Genomic DNA, 16,736 nt, shown 5'->3' with positions numbered 1-16,736 from the left:
AATTTTTTATACTGACGCTATTAACTAATATCAACAACATGGAGTGGTTTACCAGCCTTTACACAGTAATCAATTATTTTCTTATTTCGCACTATCCCTGCAGCTTTACCGTATATTGCCCAATCTGGCTTATGGATAATAATAGGAATATTAAATTCCTCAGCACATTGCTCAGCAAGTGAATCAGCACCTTTAGCTCCACCAGATATGATTTGAGTAATTGAGAAATGCAATTTTTCAATAGTATGTTTTAAAAGCTCATAATTATCAAAGCTTCTACTGCCAACAATAGCGACCTTCATCTTTAGTGACTTCAAGTTAAGTAATATAATATTTGAAGACCTAAACTTATTTATTAAGATTGCCACCTATTTACAAACATGAATTTAAAACGCTAATATGCATTATTTAATTCTAATTGATCACTGGATAGTATATATCACCCCAATTTTCATTTTCATTGTCCATCATGATTTCAATAATCAGAGGAACTAACATTGATAAAATATTTTTCCCATCCATTACTTGAGAACGATTGACCTCACTCTTATAGGTAGCTCCGCCGTGAACCAATTGATTACGAAGTGTATAAAGTCTATCTAACACTACTTCTAATAAATCAACCACTTTTTGAGTAGATAAATATTTCATGGACTCCTCTACAGATTGATCAAATTGCTTTTTCCAATCTTTAATTTCACCACGTTGAAAATCCCAAAATGGTTTAAATACATATTGATTATTGATTAGCAACCGAACCGGGCCAGAAAATTGATTCCATAGTAAGTTGTAAAATCTTTTTTCAGTATCAAGCTTAACTAATTTCTTCAAAAACACGCGAAAGTTTTCTTTTTCAGATAGTATTTCATCTTTTGGCATTTGAACTGCATAACATGCATTGAATGAAATCCATAAACTAATGAATGCTAAATCTTCATTTTCTTTAACATCATAGGCACTTTCCAACCAACTTATTGCTCGATGGATACGAATAGCATTATTCTCAGCAAAGTATAGTTTGCGTTGTTTAAATTTTAGTTTGAGTTCTGAAGGATTCATCTTAAAGTTTCATTTGATTTTGAAGAAGATAAAAATTGTTCTATTAACTTAAAAATCAATTTAGCATCAAATGAATCATTTTTAAGATTTTGTTCTTTACAAAATCTAATGAATGCACCTCTGTTTAAAGACTTCCTATTAAAAAAATGAAATTTAGATTCAAGTTTTTGAAACTGTTTTTCAATTTTATCGTCTTCTGACTTTAAAACTTTACTTAAAGATGAGCTGAAAGAACCTTCTATAAATTCATATGATAATGGGTTTAATTTTTTATCAATTTCATTGTAATCAATTGATTTAAAATATTCCTGAAATTTAGTTTTATTATTTTCTTTTCTTACAAACTTATTATCGCAGAATGTTTTAATTGAAGTTAAAATCTCTTTAGCTGAAAAAAGTTTGTCAGAATTATTCGGCAAGTAACTTACTATATGATGTGGGCTAATAAAATGCATCTCATGATAGTATAATTTAAACGCCTTATTTATATCATTAGATTTATTGAAAAAGTTTAAAACTTTAGAAATGCTATATTCTTTATATTTTTTCCTACTAGTTTTTTTATTCATAACTCCATTATTAAGATTACCCTTTATGAGACTTTCTCATATCAATTATCTAATCCAAAAGGGTTTTAATTAAACAGTCTTTCAAATCAGTATAATACTGAATATTGATTTTGGTAATCATATCATCGGATAAATCGTTCAACTGTTTTCTTGCATTCAAAGGAATTAAAAGCGTAGTTGCTCCTTTTTCAACTGCAATTTCTGCAAGATTTACTGCATTAAAAACAGTATCTAGTGAACCACCCAGATTTAATTGTCCTACTAATACTAGTCCGCCTTTCGTATTTTTCTCTAACAGAGCACTACACATTCCCATTAATACAGCAACACCCATTCCATTTCCGCTTTTAGAAGAATCAAAAGCCCTTAATTGGATAGAAAATTCATTTAAACGCGCATCTCTATCACCAACCAACTCCTTGCATTTACTGTATAGATTTTGCTCTGCATACCGAACACTTTCTTGGAATTGAGGAGGAGCTGGTTTATTTAATATTTTTACCCCAGAACCAGGAGATGAATTGATTTCTATTTTATACAATCCAGTAGATTCTTCTAACCCACCTGCATTAAGTGCCCAAATTTGTCCAGGTGGTAATGGATCTTCACTTATTGTATTCTCACTATGAATTTCAGGGGTAGTTACAAATGTTTCAACCCCGTTTTCACCAATACGATAACTAAAATGGGTATTACGGAATTCAGCAGAACCAATACGCTTTTGTTGCTCTTTAACTCTCCTACGGTATTCTAAAGAAATTTTAATTGCCCACTCTAACAATTCATCAGAAATAGGTACATCTGGATTAGGCTGCATTAATTTCAACAAACCATTTAATGTTTTATTGACAGCTGTTGTATCTCTACCGCTTAAAGCACCTCCGTAATCGATACGAGGTAATACAGAAGAGATTCGACTAGTATCTCTCAATCTCGTCCAACATTCTGCAAGAAAATCACTAACTAACCCAAAATGTGATGTGAAATAAGATTTATTCAATTTGGGGAAATCCCAACCAGGAGCAAAAGCGTGAATACGATCCATAAAAGCGGTGTCATCTCTCATTTCTTTTGGCATTGGACCAAACAAATGACTAATTCGTTGTTGATGCTCAACATCAACATCAAAATTTCCTACCATAACAATTCCACCATCTGCGCGAATCGGTTCCTTACCTCTACTAAACTCACCGCTCTCCATATAGCCTTTCATAATGTTAACTCCGTCTTTCTGATCAAAGGAAACTCCAGAGACTTCATCAAAACAGACCACATCGTATTTACAAACTAAACCACGTTCAGCAGATGGACCATTATTTACAAACATTTTTGCTACTGTTGCCTTTCCACCAGAAACCAAATGAGAGTAAGGAGATATTTGTTGGTATAAATGTGATTTACCAGTACCCCTAGGACCAAGCTCTATTAAATTATAATTCCTTTCTACAAAAGGTATCATTCTAACAAAAAGTAAATTCTTAGCCTTTTCAGATAAACTAGAAGCCTCCATACCAACACTTCTTATTAATAAGTCTTTCCATTCATCTAATGTAAAATGCTCACGGCCTTTATACAAAGTATCTAAGACATTTCTTTGCGATAATTGGATTGGTCGAATATTTTTAACCCCAAAAGGTCTACCGTTATTTTCTTGTGCAATTACAGCATCGTATTCTAACTCAATTTCAGCATAAAAGCCACCGGTTAACATTCGATCATTTGCTTTTACAATTTCTTCAGAAATACGTACTTTATTCAAAAGCAAACTAGGCAGATTTGCAATATAAGAATCTGTATTAGTATCAAGCTTAGCTGTAATTATATCAATTAGTTTAACAGCCCCTTTTTCTCTGGCCTTTGACTTAAAATATTCTTCTTCACCAGTTCTTACAGTTCGATCCTGCAATTGTCTTTTAACAATTTCCAACCCTTCTTGAATTTCAACTTCATCGGTAGTGGCACAATAACGACCTAGTAAAAACTCAATTACATAAGTAGGTACTGGATACGTTTTACGAAATTGCTCTAATAAGTCTTTACGAACTATATAGCCCTCAAAGGCTTTTGCTGCTAACTGGTCTATTTTGTCTAATTCCATAATTCTATTTTTAACCTCCAACAGTGGTAGGTTTCTTATCTAAAATTCTTCCATTTTCATCAACTAATACAATAGTAGCCGCTTTATACTCTGCATCATCATCAACCATTAATGTTACTTCATTTTGGTAAAGTTGTTTGGTTTTTGACAAAACAATTGAAGTTGACTTTTCATTGTATTTGGTTCTAATATCTATCGAATATGAATCGGGCACAACTGTTGTATGAATTGCACACTTTAAATTTATCCACTTTACTGCTTTAATTTCTGCCTCAATATTTTTTTCATGGGGATTCTCAATTGTAATGGTAGGAACTAAACATTCATGTAATGAAATACCACCATGTGCATATTCTTCATTTGCCTTAAAGAACGAAATGCCGGGAGCATAAGCAATATAAATGGAAGGGTTCCAACGCCAAGGCAGATGAAGCAAATCTGTAGTTGCCCCTTCTTTGATTAATGCACAACGACCCCAACGAGTTTCTGTTAACCCTGCATTAAGTTGGGTTTTAGGTAAACCTCCTGGAAGTAATAACCAACCGTGATCAGTTACTATTTTAATGCGTTTGATTCCTCTTTCAAAAGCTACTTCCAAAGCCTCTTCTACCTGGTCGAATAATTCTTCAATGCGTTTTACCATATCGGCTTGTTCTTCGTGCCCTTTGGTATCTATATCACCGATTTCTTTCCAATACTTTCCTTCGCTCTGAATGTCGTTTGCATTAGTTACCAATTTGAAATCCGCAGTTTTTAAGGCATCGCGAAATACTGGAGTAAGCAAGTCTTTACCATTTTGTAATTGAGGTCGAAACTCTGTAATGCCACTTTTTATTGAAACAGCATTTGCAATTGGTGATACATTGGGTTTTGCTGTTGGAGTTAAAGATGGGATTGCTGACCAACTAGCTTGCAGCGAAACTTTCAATTTGTATTTTGTCAATCGTTTGCAAAACTCCTCCGCTAATTCATATCTAAAGGCATCTACAAATAATACAAATGATTCAATTTCAGAAACCGCCTTTTGCGAAGTAAAAATGTTTGCATCCTGTTCCACCAATTTTTGAAATTTTTTGGTGATGTTTTCTAACCAGGGTTGGTAGAACAAATGGATGATAGATTTTACAATTGTTTTGTCCTTCTCTGATTTCACAGCGGCTAATGCTTTACGCATAAACTGGTCAACCGAAAAGCCATGTGTTGTGTAATAGTTTTTTATGGCCTCAATGGAAGAAGATGAAAATGCTTCGTTGGCCTTTGCAGCCATTTGAACCAAATAATGCAAGGCATTCGCCATTGGCGATTTGCCTAACTCAAACCAAACCCAGTTTCTCCTTACACTGTGTTCTTTTTCTAAATCTTGCAAGGTGGCCAATGCTTTTACTGCATCTTGTTTTGCGGCTTTTGATAACGCTTGGGCTAATGCTTCTTCCTTCAGCTCGTTTACCTGTGGCCAACTTTCATCGGGTAATGCAAAAACACCAATGCCTAAATCGGCAGGTTTTGCCAAACGGAGCAAGCCCTCTATTTCAGGATATTTATGGGGAGCATTAGCATATAATTGCCAAACGTATTTCCAAGAGTTTTTCTGAGAACCCAATTTCTCTGCAATGGCTTTAATGTTTTTGTGGTCGGGTTCAAATTCATATTGAGATTTACAGAGGTTATTAAAAGTTTCGATTTTACCGGCATCCGTCTTATTCAAAAATGAATCTCCCTTACACATCCACTTTAGAATAGACGGTATTATATCAGGGAATAATTGATTGTTTAAATAATCAGCATCTATGACGGTTTTATTTGCCAATACTTCCTTGTCCTGGAAAATAGAAGGCAGTGTTTTCTTTAAAGCATCTTTAGTAGCATTGTCTTTAGCAACTTTAATACCTAATCCATTAATAGGATTTTCAATAAAAGCCAAAATGCTCCATTCTCGACCATTATCTTGCATAAAAAGTGTACCAGTATATTGATACTCTAATAAAGGTTGAAAATTAAACACCGCATTTTCTACATTCCTCAAATCCGACTTGGCAATACCTGGAAGGTAAATAATGGGAATCGCCTCCTCATTCCAATTGGCTTCGGGAAGTACTTTGGCAATCATACACTTTAGCCATATAGCAGGACCTTGTTTTTTTGAAGGTTCAAAGTTGCCATAGATTAACAGATGTGGTATGCCTTTTTGTAGCACCTCTATCACATCACACCATTGATTTTCAGGATCTGGCCAAAGGATTACCTCTGGCTTTACCATTAAATTGCTGTTATGATTTTCTGCTTGTTTTAATGCATGTACAACTTTATCGTAAATACTATATTTCATTTCAGTATTTCATTTTTCAGAAAATCGTTAATTCGTTTTCCTATTGTATTGTCTAGTATTATATTCTGTTTATCTAAAACTGCCATTTTCATTACACCACATCCATGAGTTGCAATTGCCTTTTCCTTTTTTACAAATGAACCTTCGTAATACACTGGCACTTCAGTATAAGTTGCATTGGGATAAAGCAATATAGCATTTTTGCCAATCCAGTATTCGTTGTAAACAAACATTTGCTTTAGGTCAGCATCTGCTGGAACATTATTATCAGGTATTTTCCATTTAGTATCTAAAATAATTTTTGTGTCATTTGCTTGATTGTGAATAACAATATCGGGCCTAACCGTTTTATATCCATTGTTACTATGCAGTTTCCAAAACTGTTTTGAATTTTGAGAACGCACTATCCAGTTAGGCTTTTTATGCTTATAAAGTTGACGATATATATACTCTTCCCAAAGATCATTCATGTCAAATAAAATCGCTAATACATGATTGTGTCCGCTGCTAATATCTGGTCTGAAATTGAGTAATAACATGGCAGCAATTTCTATTGCTGGCTTATAACGGGAAGTCTTTCTGTCAAAAACTAATTTATCAAAAGTTTCATGCCTTACCCTAATATCCTCTAGTTCAGGAAAAGACTGTAAAAGATTATAAACTTTATCTTTCAAGTAAGGACTTTGGCTTATTACAGGAATTAGTTTTAATGCTTTCAATAATATTTGGTTAAAAACATTTTCTCTATCAAATACCTGATGCTGTGTGTAAAATCGTTCTTTGTGCACCAAGTTAACCTGAATCTGTTTGTTAAATAGCAGTTTACCTTTTAATGCTGTACAATTATTGGCAACGGTTCTATATTTTTTTACTAACCCCTGCCTTATGATTTCTTCGCATTCTTGTACAAATAATTCAAGATAAGCCTCCAATATACTGTTCGGTTTAAAACGCAAAGATGCTTTGTCTTGGGCATAAACCTGCATCCACTTGCATTCCCTCAGCATATCTATCAACACTTTTTGCCATTTGTCTTTGTCGCCCTTTTCTTCAGCCTGACTAATTTTTGGTAAGATTTCAATAGTGATATTTCCAACCTGAATTACTCCTACATACTGATTGAATTTTACTCCTCTGGGAGTGAGTGTAAAAAATCCACCCCCATGCTTTTCATTATACCAACCTAAAGCCTCCCAATGGTGCTTATCAAACCCTTGCTCCCCAATAAAGAGTTGCTTGTGTTCAAATACTTGTATGGGTTTATTATTCCTCAAATGATGCAGATTTATTTTTATTTTGTTCTAATGATTTAAAATCGGCAATTGTTAATTCATCTACTAATTTCAATTGATACTGCCACGTTTGATCATATTGGCCTGCTAAACCATTACCACCTGAAAAATTTGCAAAAATATTACTACCTATTTGAACATGTGCCTTAAAAAACGCATCCCCTAATACCAATCCCAATTTTTCATAATCATTATAAAAGTATTCTTGTAATAACGGAAGTATTTTATCTCTGAAAACTATTTTAAGGCTTTCTAAATTAGTGACATTCCATAACCAAGCATGGCCAATTGTATGATCACTGTCTTTTAAAATCTTCAATCTATTGTTGATAGTATAAAGTAATTTAGATAACTCAATACCATCTATTGTTGTACCAAGTTTGCTTTCTTCTGGCAATTTTGGAATAAATGAAAACCTTCTCCGTAAAGCTGTGTCAAGTGATTCTACACTTCTATCAGCAGTATTCATAGTACCTAAAACAAATAAATTAGGTGGCACAGCAAATGGTTGCTTAGAGTATGGAAGCTCAATGTATAGTACTTCAGATTTTCCTAATCGCTTATCATCTTCAATTAAAGTAATTAACTCACCAAAAATTTGCGAAACATTACCTCGATTAATTTCATCTATAATGAAAATGAATGGTTCATTATTTTCATCACCTATTGGATGGGTATCTCTTAAAGTCCAATACTTCTTTACAATGGTCTTCTTGTGTTCGTAACTCAGATTAGTCTCAAGAATTTCATCCACCGAAGGGTCACTTTTAGTAGTTTCCTTTTTGCTTTTTTCGATTTCTTGTAGCTTATTCAAAACACTCCAATAAGCAGTTGAATTGCATCCTCCAATAGCATTTCTAAATTCATTAGTGATGTTTGAAATCAAGTTAAGATCTGGAAATTTTTCATACAAGACAGCCAAGCGTTCACGGGATACTGTATATGGCTTTTCTTTTCCAATATGACGTATTGAAAAATTACCTTGTGATGTGGTTGATGCTATAACCTCCACTTTTGATTTTGTTGAAAGTTGGATATTCCCTTTCTCTACCACCTCATCATAAAGCAAATCGAACAAAGCATTGTAATCTAGATAGTTTTTTATTTCATCATTATTTTGAATTAATTTTTTAGATAAAATACTATATGTTGCTTCAATACAGGCTTTCATAAATAAACCATCTTGTATTTCATATTTTAAAAAATCATCTTCTTCTTCGGGAGGAATTGGTTTAATACCTTCAATAAAATCCTCATAGGCCATATTCTGATGAAAAGTTGAAAAAAAAATTCTTTGCTCCTTTTGATATTTAGCAAACTGTATTTTACGATTTTCTCGAGAAACATTTAACTCCTGGCCTAATATCTCAAGTGCCATATCAATGGTGCTATATGTTTTTCCGGTTCCAGGAGGACCATACAAAATTGTATTTAAGCTCATATTAGGTATATGATTTTTTGTTACATCTTTATCTGCAGAAAACGATGGTGGCGTTATTTTTTTTAATGAAGTGCTGAAGTATGGTGCAAATATTAAGGCATTTGCTAGGGTTAATTCAATATCAGGAATTTGGATGCAGGTTGAAACATGATTCGGAGTCCACCACTTATTCGCTCCTTCATATTTTTCATCTGTAGTGGCTAATTTCACTATTTCGAACTGCCGTTGAATCCAACCCTCATTATTGTATTCTTCGAGAAATGATGGCTCTGACATTGAGGTTATCCTCCCCAATAATATTAACTTACTATTTCCTCTACATAAATAAAAGTAATCGCCAATTTTTATTTTTTCACTAAAAGTTTCACTTTGCGTTTCATATGAAGCTCCTTTAGCTGGGGTATTTTTGTGAATTGTAATTACATTTTGTTCTATCATTTCAGCAAATGAGTCTTCATCAATATCTTTAGGACTCATTGAAATTTTATAGCAATTTTCGTCTTGATTAAGCAAGATTTCATCTTCTATAATTCCGTTGTAATCGCAAAAGAAAATATCATAAACGTTTAAAAGTGATAAATCGTCTGGGTTGAGTTCTTTTGGAAGTGGAGTAGCTTCAGATATATATTTTAGTAAATTATCTTTATTAGGCCTTCCCCTTCCTATGTTTTTGGTATTATCTCTGAATTGTGAGGATAATGAATTATCAAAAAAATCAGGAGATTTAAATTTCCAGTCTTCACCCTCCTTATGAAAAACAAGATTTCTCGAGATAGAAGATGGAATAGTTTTACATAATTCGATATTTCTGTAATTGTCGTAATTAGAATAGGTAGCTGGATCTAATATTTGTGCTTCAGAAAACATATTATCTATGCGTAACTTGAAGAACGCTTTTTTGTAGGGTCGCCTTGTAGTAAAAACGATCAAGTCTAGGTCTAAATAAAAAAACTTGAATGCAGCAAACCAAGCCCTGCTCATGTTGTCTAAATCAACTCCTGTTTTTGTAAAAAACAAATCTTGTTCATTCTTTCCCCAATGACTTACTTTCCATAATTCGATTGAATTGGTTGCAATCATGAATACGTAAACCGGTTCTTTAGTGGACGAATTAAAGTTATTAAGTTCCCCAAAATAAGATGTACCTTTTTTTGCATGATAATATCCTTTACTAAATTGGTCAGTAGGATTTTGCTTCTCGGTAATTCTCCCAAAGAATACTTGCATATAATAAGATTAACGATTTTGATTTATATTTTTTTAATTTTTTCTCTTGCCAGCCTTTTTTCTTCCAAGCTCAAGTGTTTATCATTATCCCTCACTTCTCCCCAAAAACTATTTGGTGGATTCTTTCCTCTATCCACACCCCATTTTACATTGAATTTGGTGCGGATTACACCTGCCTCTACAAACGGACGAATGTTTAATCTTACTCCATCATTCAAATCAGGTTCCCATCCGATGGGTTGTTGTTCCAGTGGTTTCCAACGAACAAAAATGTCGTAAGGGGCTTCGCCATGCAGGATGGCTTCCAAGTTTTCTTTGAGTTTTTGTGCAGCACTAAGTAAACCTTCTGCACCGCTTTCGCCTGCATTCTTTTTGGTTACGCATACCCGAATCCAATCATTTAAATAAGTATAGATGAGTTTGGAAAGATTATCCTTATCTAATTTGTGGTAATTGACCAAAGCCGAAAAACCATCTTTGCGACCATCCCAAATATGCCAGATGAAGGGACGGTTTTGAAACACCTTGCAATGCTGCATAAAAAACTCATCTCGCAGCCAGGCTTCTAAGTTGGTAGATTTTGCTCCTTCTTTTTGCAGCAGTTGGGTAATCGTTTGGTTGTTCCATTCACCGGCAAAAACTTGTTGCAAGTAATCTCTCAAACGTTCTGCACCGGCTTGTTCTGCATTTACCGATGGAATACAGAAAATACCATCCTCATCGCTTAAATGATCATACGCATTTACAGCTTCAATTAAAACTCTGGCTTCATTAGCCAATTCCATTTCAGTATCTGTCTCCGCAGGCCAACGATAGCTCAATACCCTGGCTAAAGCCACTAGCAATGGATTTTCTGTTTTGATTGGATGTCCATGAAACAACCACTGTGTGGGATCATCGCTGTAAGGCTTGGGAAGACCGTTGGGAAATTTTTCAGTAGCGACTTTTTGCCAGTGTTCTAAATCGAATGGAACTTTAACTAAAGTATTTGTTGTTACATATAACTTTTGGTCTATTTTACGTACATCTATATTATATTTCTCGCTTGAAGCATAGGCCCATATTGCATTTAAATGTTCAGGTTTCTTTGGAACAATTACAGAAATTCCATTTCTAAATGACTCACCCATGTAAAGACTTGCAGGTAATGCAGCCATCATACTTATAGTAACTCCTTTTTTGCCCCACACCTTTTTCCCTTTTATATATGCACTTGGGTTATCATCATGCATTTTCCCATTATTAGGCCAGTATACAATATCATCACATCCATGATAGAAAATTGATTCTGAAACTGTGTTAACTAATTTTCTCCAATCAGAACTTATTTTAGGTATTTCCCATATATTTCTTCGATATGCCATCCAGTCGCCAACTTGTAAACCAACATTACAAGTAGCATAATTTGATAGAAGTTTTAATTCGCTTTTATCGAAATCAGTTGAAAGAATTATCCTATAATCAGGATTACTTAATTGATCATTTTGATTGATACTGATTATATTTTCTTTAAGTAATTTATTTGCTTTAATATCTGCACTAGAAAAGTCTCCAACATCAATTCCGAAAAACTCACATTCTTTATTCTTTGGACTTTTGTTGTTGATAGAAATAAGTACTACATTAAAATCAAACATTGGTGTTGTAAAACTTTTTGTACCAAGCCTTGCTACAAATGACCAGTTTTTTTTCTCAATTAATTTCTTTCTAAGATTCTTGTATGAAGTTAATGATAACCAATTTTGAGGCATGACACAACAAGAAGTGCCACCAGAATTATTGCCACCAAGCATTTTTTCATAAAACACAGTAGCTAAATCGCCATCAGAATCTTTATATCTTTTCTCACAATAATCCGCCATTAAAATATCTTGCTTACGTTTTGATAAGTAAGGCACATTAGTAATCTGCAAAGTATATTTCTTAGCCAACAATTGCCCAGCTTTTGCAATTCCAGCGGCCATCACACCTCTTTCTAATTGTTCAGTGTCAGCTTCGTTTTCCAATGCTTTTTTTAGCACAGGTTGCAATTCTTCGAAGCTGGCAGTAAATGCATCTGCCTTTATAGTTGTAGGATCAAGCAAACTGCCTAGTTCAGGGGCTAATTGAAAATGTTCGTACAACATCTTCATACCATTTTCTAAACGAAGTTTATAATCGGCTCTTTCCACTTTGCCCACCAACTTAACCCAGTCTTCAACTTTACCTTTGGGAGCAATGCCACTACAAGCCAAATTCATTTCAGGTAGTTCTTTGTAATACCCACAATACTTCCAGGCAGTGAGTGCTAAATTGAAAGCAGCTATTTGTGTACATCTTGCATCCAACTCCAGTCCATTCAGGTTTTCAGCAATTACTTTATCGGTGGCTTGCTCTTTGGTTAAACTTTCTTCCTGCATCCGCAATGCTGCAAATACAGGAAACAGCGAAGCCACAAAATGCCCTGATCCCATGCAAGGGTCTAAAGCAGTAACTTCGGCAGTTTTAGAAGGCCATCCTTCAAACTTACCTGCGGCAGGCGTTCCATCTTCCAACAAACGCAGGTACTCAAACTTTATAGGTGGCTTTATACCCGGGTTTCGGCTTACCCACCATGCACCCAAAGTATTGTCTATCAGAAAATGAACCATATAAGGTTCAGTAAACAGCTGTGTAACAGCAGGTAGTTTTTCTCCATCAATTTTATCCCCACTTGCATTTATGGCTGCTTTGGCTTCGCTTTGCCAAAACTGATATACCCATCCCAATGCATCATCAGCAACGAAGATTTGGTTTTCTAAACCATCAATAATGGTTTCCAATTTAATGCGCTCATCTGTTGCATAAGCTACTTGCATCAATGGGTCATCAGTTCTAAAAATAGCTGGCAACATTTTACTTGCATAATTTGCGGCTGCATCCCATTTATCAAAAAAGCCTTCTTCCTTGGCTAACTCTTCACAATCTTCCATTGTTACTGCTACACCATCCGTATGCATGAGCAATCCATTAGCTTCCAAAAATTTGGCAAACAACATTTTGTGCCAGGTTTCATAAGCCAATTCATAACTAAGGTGTTCTATTTTTTGTTCCCCATTAGCAAGTAAATCATCGCCTAACAATCGGGCTTTACTTCGCAAACTATTTCTAAGGCTACGTTGTTCAGCTGTCATATGCGCATATGGTTCAGTATGATCCACAGCCATACTATGTAAAGCATTATATGCACCCTGCTCGGCCATTCTTCGAGCTTGTTTTACTACTGCTTCTAGTGTATTTCGTTGTTGTGGTGTTAGGACGGCCATTATTTTAAAATAATTGAGCTTGAATCTTTCAATAATATTTCTAGTTCCGTTTTCAGTTCTGTTACATAACTATCTATTTCTGCTTGACTACTGATGGTTGTTCTAGGAAGGCTAAATGTTTTTGCCTGCGGTGCAGACAATAAAATTGCATCTTCTAAAGCCGATTGAAATTGACCGGGCAATGCTGCTATTTTGGTATCCCAGGTATACAATGAAGCCTTCTGTAATTGATTAACTAAGGTATGAGCGTCCAGTGTTTTAATCTCTGGCTTAACCAACAACTGATGTTTGGCTAAGATACTATGCTTTTGTTCTGGGGTAAGTTTTTTGAAGTATTCATTCGATTGTAAATCGCTCATTCGCAAATCATAGAGGGCATTAAATTGCTCTTTGCGTTTGTTAAGAATATTTAGCAGCTTATCTGTTATAGCCGTTAATATTGGCTGTATCAAATCAGGCTCTTGCAACAATAACCGATCATTTTTAATGGCAGCTGTTTCAATTTTTAACTGCTCCATCTCTGGTTCATCAGGGGCATGGTTGTTTAAATCTACCAAGAGGTTCCAAAGTGGTTCTCTTTCACGCACCAATATGGCCTTTGTACTCCAACCGATAAACTTAGCATTCAAGTCATCTTTTTGTTGCAGAATCTCTAATAGCCGCTCATTACCTTCTTTATTTTCAATATCCTTAATAAAATTGATATTGATGGGTTCTGGTCTAGGAGCATCTCCGCTTACCTGAGCGGCAAGCGTTTTTAGTTTATCAAGATATTCATTGGAATGTGGAAATATATCTTGGTTGGGAGGGCAGGTGATAGCGGCGTCTTGAAAGAGCCTACGAATAGCGATTTTTTCAGAAGCCTTTATGATATGAATCTCCTTTTTAAAAGTAGCTTGATTAATTCGAGCAACATTTAAGTTTGTTTCAGTTGTGGATATATGCTGCATGTTTTTCAGCATAATGAGAATAGCATCAATTGCATCTTGGCTCCAACCATAAGGGTTTTTCATGAAGTGATTACGAATGTCTCTACCTGTTTTAGCACTATTGCCCATGAAACGAAGAATTTCAGAAGCAACTGGATGTTTATCTACATCTCCTGTATAGTTGATAGCATTTAAGGCATCTGGGTTGCCTGCTATCGCCTTGTTTAAAGCCTGACCCCAATTTAAAAAATCGGCTTTGCTTTTAAAATCTGGAAACTGGCGATCTGCTATACTATTTAGGGCTTCTTGAATATTATCTTTAAAAGTACCTAATTGAACCTTATTGCCACCAGCTAGGAAAATGATTGTTTCATTACAAATTTTTTCAATCAAATCTTGTATAGCAGTTTTAGCCTGCGATTGGCGGGTCTCCATACTTTTTTTCGCTTGCTCACCTTCTGGTGTAGCCGGCAAACCCATGGCATTAATAGCTAAACCTGCAGCTAAGAATTTAATGATCTCTGTTCTAATTTCAGGGTCTCTAAATTTTTTTACAAAGGCATAGGCTAATGGGGCAGTATTACCAGCGGCACGAATTTCATTTTCTACTGCTGTTTCATTTTCAAACCAGCCGTCACGAATCCATAAATTTAATTTATGCTCAGTATTGGGCATAGTGTCTTTATCCCATAATTCAAAATCACGTACCATTCTTGAAGTGCCTTGTGTAACACTAATCCCTCTTGTTTTATCTTTAAAATAAGATACTATTTTTTCTCTTCGTAGTGATTGAATCTGATCATCTCCTGAATTATTGAGCTTGATGTATTGCTTGGTAAATTCTTGTTCCCACTCTGCACCTACTTTTGTTTGCAACTTATACTCATCATTAATTGGCATCAATACTTTTTCATCTACCAATTTTTTAATAAGCCCTTTTACTTTGGTACGGAATGCATCTGAATTTACATTCAGGTTATCAATTAATAAGTCTGCTATTGTATTATCATTCGATTTAATGCCGGTATCTGATGTATTAGAAGTTATTTGATCTAATAGAAAAACAGCACTAAGAATTCGGCCTTCAATTTCTTCATCACCCCCTTGAGCTTTTTTTCCTTGTATTAAATTACTTGTATCATTTAGTAATAAGCCTGCCTGTATAAGGTCTGCTCTAGTTTGAGTAAAAATAAAATCTGCAGGAACAACAAAACCCAACTCTTTTTCAGCAATAGACTTTAAACTATCATCAATTAAGCGCAATTGATTGCGTAATTGACCTGATGTACCTGCAACATCAACAACCTGTAAAACCTTGTACCAGAATTTTCTGGTGGATGGCAACAAAGGATAATCAGCAACTAATGTGTTTCTATCGTCAGTTAAATATCCAAAGACGGTACCTTCCAAATTACGAGAGATTTCCCCAGATGATACATCAAGTTTAGAGTTTAACGTAGCAATAGATGTAGGCTTCTTATCTAGTATGGTTTTGCGAATTACCGTTTGAATGTCTGTATTGGTCAGTTGTATAGGAACCCTAAATCGAGCCATTAGCTTTTGCAGTATGGGCGTATCTGTTAAAGCATTTTGACCAGTACCAGCTAAAAGAAATTTACCATCGAAACGAGAGCATAGATCTTCAGCTAACAATTGCACATCAAAAGCAAGATTGCTATCCTGTCCAATAAATTGTTGTACTTCATCTAAAATAATTATGGTGCAAGGAATCTTATCGCCAAATGAAAGTGGCAGAATTTCTTCTCTGATTGTATTTATAAAATCTTCTCTACCGATTGTTTCGACTCTTGAAAATTGAGCCCTAAAAAGTTCTAATAATTTGGCTTCACTATCAGCCATTTCAGGCTTCATTTCTAATACAGCTTTTGCTAATGATGTAGAAACAAATATTCTTTCAATTTCTGTTTTTAAGCTTTTGCCATTGGTTTCTAAAATTGCCTGAACGCCATCATAAATACCTTCCTTCCTTAACCAATGCACAAATTTAAAATGATGATACTGCTGGGGTAGACCAAGTGAATTAAGAAAAATTTGCAAAAAAGAATAGCGGATATCTTTAGAAGGGAAATCACGCAATGTGCCGGCAATTGACAATTTTCCTTGGATTTTCTGCTTTCTATCTATTTCAACAAATAAATCTTTAATGTCTTGTGGCAAAGGTTTTATGTTACGAGCTGTTTTACCATTAGGAAATTCAAAATCATTCCATAGATAACTGGTCATTTTAACCAAATGAGACTTTCCACTTCCGTAAAAACCACTCACCCAAAATGCTGGAAGATCAGTTTTTCCATCCTGCAAATAAGTAATATAAGTTTGTAACATTTTTCTCAATCCTTCATGATATTCTCCTTCACAAACAAATGTTTTTAACTCATACTCAACTATAGAGATATCTTCCTTTTCATTAATAGCTCTAATTTTTGCAACACCTTCATTTTTAAGATTAACTTGCTCGGGATTCAGGGTAAATAATTCTTTATTCTTCAT

The 16,736-nt window shown here is 34.7% G+C and carries 9 protein-coding genes; all 9 read right to left on the bottom strand.

The annotated features are described in order from the left end of the window. Positions 1-20 precede the first annotated feature (20 nt). The 9 genes from ACTIEI_RS03430 to brxC all read right to left on the bottom strand — a co-directional run bounded on the left by ACTIEI_RS03430 (position 21) and on the right by brxC (position 16,736). The gene (locus ACTIEI_RS03430; RefSeq protein WP_439504879.1) at positions 21-302 is read right to left on the bottom strand and encodes a DUF2493 domain-containing protein; all 282 of its coding nucleotides are present in this window, start codon (positions 300-302) and stop codon (positions 21-23) included. 112 nt (positions 303-414) lie between these two features. Then, positions 415-1,059: a hypothetical protein gene (locus tag ACTIEI_RS03425; RefSeq protein ID WP_439504878.1), complete on the bottom strand. Its 645-nt coding sequence runs from the start codon at positions 1,057-1,059 to the stop codon at positions 415-417. Beyond that, positions 1,056-1,628: a hypothetical protein gene (locus tag ACTIEI_RS03420; protein WP_439504877.1), complete on the bottom strand. Its 573-nt coding sequence runs from the start codon at positions 1,626-1,628 to the stop codon at positions 1,056-1,058. Before ACTIEI_RS03420 ends, ACTIEI_RS03425 begins: the two co-directional genes overlap by 4 nt. Before the next feature lie 49 nt (positions 1,629-1,677). After that, positions 1,678-3,726, bottom strand: coding sequence for a BREX system Lon protease-like protein BrxL (gene brxL / locus ACTIEI_RS03415; RefSeq protein ID WP_439504876.1), 2,049 nt, complete (start codon positions 3,724-3,726; stop codon positions 1,678-1,680). Between the two features lie 10 nt (positions 3,727-3,736). Continuing rightward, positions 3,737-6,052 (bottom strand): BREX-1 system phosphatase PglZ type B, encoded by a 2,316-nt coding sequence (gene pglZ / locus ACTIEI_RS03410; RefSeq protein ID WP_439504875.1) that lies wholly within the window; start codon positions 6,050-6,052, stop codon positions 3,737-3,739. After that, a complete protein-coding gene (locus ACTIEI_RS03405) occupies positions 6,049-7,326 on the bottom strand; it encodes an McrC family protein (RefSeq protein WP_439504874.1) in 1,278 nt (425 codons plus the stop codon). The genes pglZ and ACTIEI_RS03405 overlap by 4 nt, the downstream gene beginning before the upstream one ends. Next, positions 7,316-9,865: an McrB family protein gene (locus ACTIEI_RS03400; protein ID WP_439504873.1), complete on the bottom strand. Its 2,550-nt coding sequence runs from the start codon at positions 9,863-9,865 to the stop codon at positions 7,316-7,318. Before ACTIEI_RS03400 ends, ACTIEI_RS03405 begins: the two co-directional genes overlap by 11 nt. A gap of 170 nt (positions 9,866-10,035) precedes the next feature. Next, a complete protein-coding gene (locus tag ACTIEI_RS03395) occupies positions 10,036-13,296 on the bottom strand; it encodes an Eco57I restriction-modification methylase domain-containing protein (protein ID WP_439504872.1) in 3,261 nt (1,086 codons plus the stop codon). Beyond that, the gene (gene brxC, locus ACTIEI_RS03390) at positions 13,296-16,736 is read right to left on the bottom strand and encodes a BREX system P-loop protein BrxC (RefSeq protein ID WP_439504871.1); all 3,441 of its coding nucleotides are present in this window, start codon (positions 16,734-16,736) and stop codon (positions 13,296-13,298) included. Before brxC ends, ACTIEI_RS03395 begins: the two co-directional genes overlap by 1 nt.

Source organism: Sediminibacterium sp. (assembly GCF_051860225.1).
GTDB lineage: Bacteria > Bacteroidota > Bacteroidia > Chitinophagales > Chitinophagaceae > Sediminibacterium.
The sequence above is the reverse complement of the archived record's forward strand: the minus strand, read 5'-3'. Positions and strand labels throughout refer to the sequence as shown.

What these genes read in the sequence shown, in the direction of transcription:
- ACTIEI_RS03430 (WP_439504879.1), bottom strand. Translation starts at nt 302, where the DNA reads ATGAAGGTCGCTATTGTTGGCAGTAGAAGCTTTGATAATTATGAGCTT.
- ACTIEI_RS03425 (WP_439504878.1), bottom strand. Translation starts at nt 1,059, where the DNA reads ATGAATCCTTCAGAACTCAAACTAAAATTTAAACAACGCAAACTATAC.
- ACTIEI_RS03420 (WP_439504877.1), bottom strand. Translation starts at nt 1,628, where the DNA reads ATGAATAAAAAAACTAGTAGGAAAAAATATAAAGAATATAGCATTTCT.
- brxL (WP_439504876.1), bottom strand. Translation starts at nt 3,726, where the DNA reads ATGGAATTAGACAAAATAGACCAGTTAGCAGCAAAAGCCTTTGAGGGC.
- pglZ (WP_439504875.1), bottom strand. Translation starts at nt 6,052, where the DNA reads ATGAAATATAGTATTTACGATAAAGTTGTACATGCATTAAAACAAGCA.
- ACTIEI_RS03400 (WP_439504873.1), bottom strand. Translation starts at nt 9,865, where the DNA reads ATGATTGCAACCAATTCAATCGAATTATGGAAAGTAAGTCATTGGGGA.
- ACTIEI_RS03395 (WP_439504872.1), bottom strand. Translation starts at nt 13,296, where the DNA reads ATGGCCGTCCTAACACCACAACAACGAAATACACTAGAAGCAGTAGTA.
- brxC (WP_439504871.1), bottom strand. Translation starts at nt 16,736, where the DNA reads ATGAAGAATAAAGAATTATTTACCCTGAATCCCGAGCAAGTTAATCTT.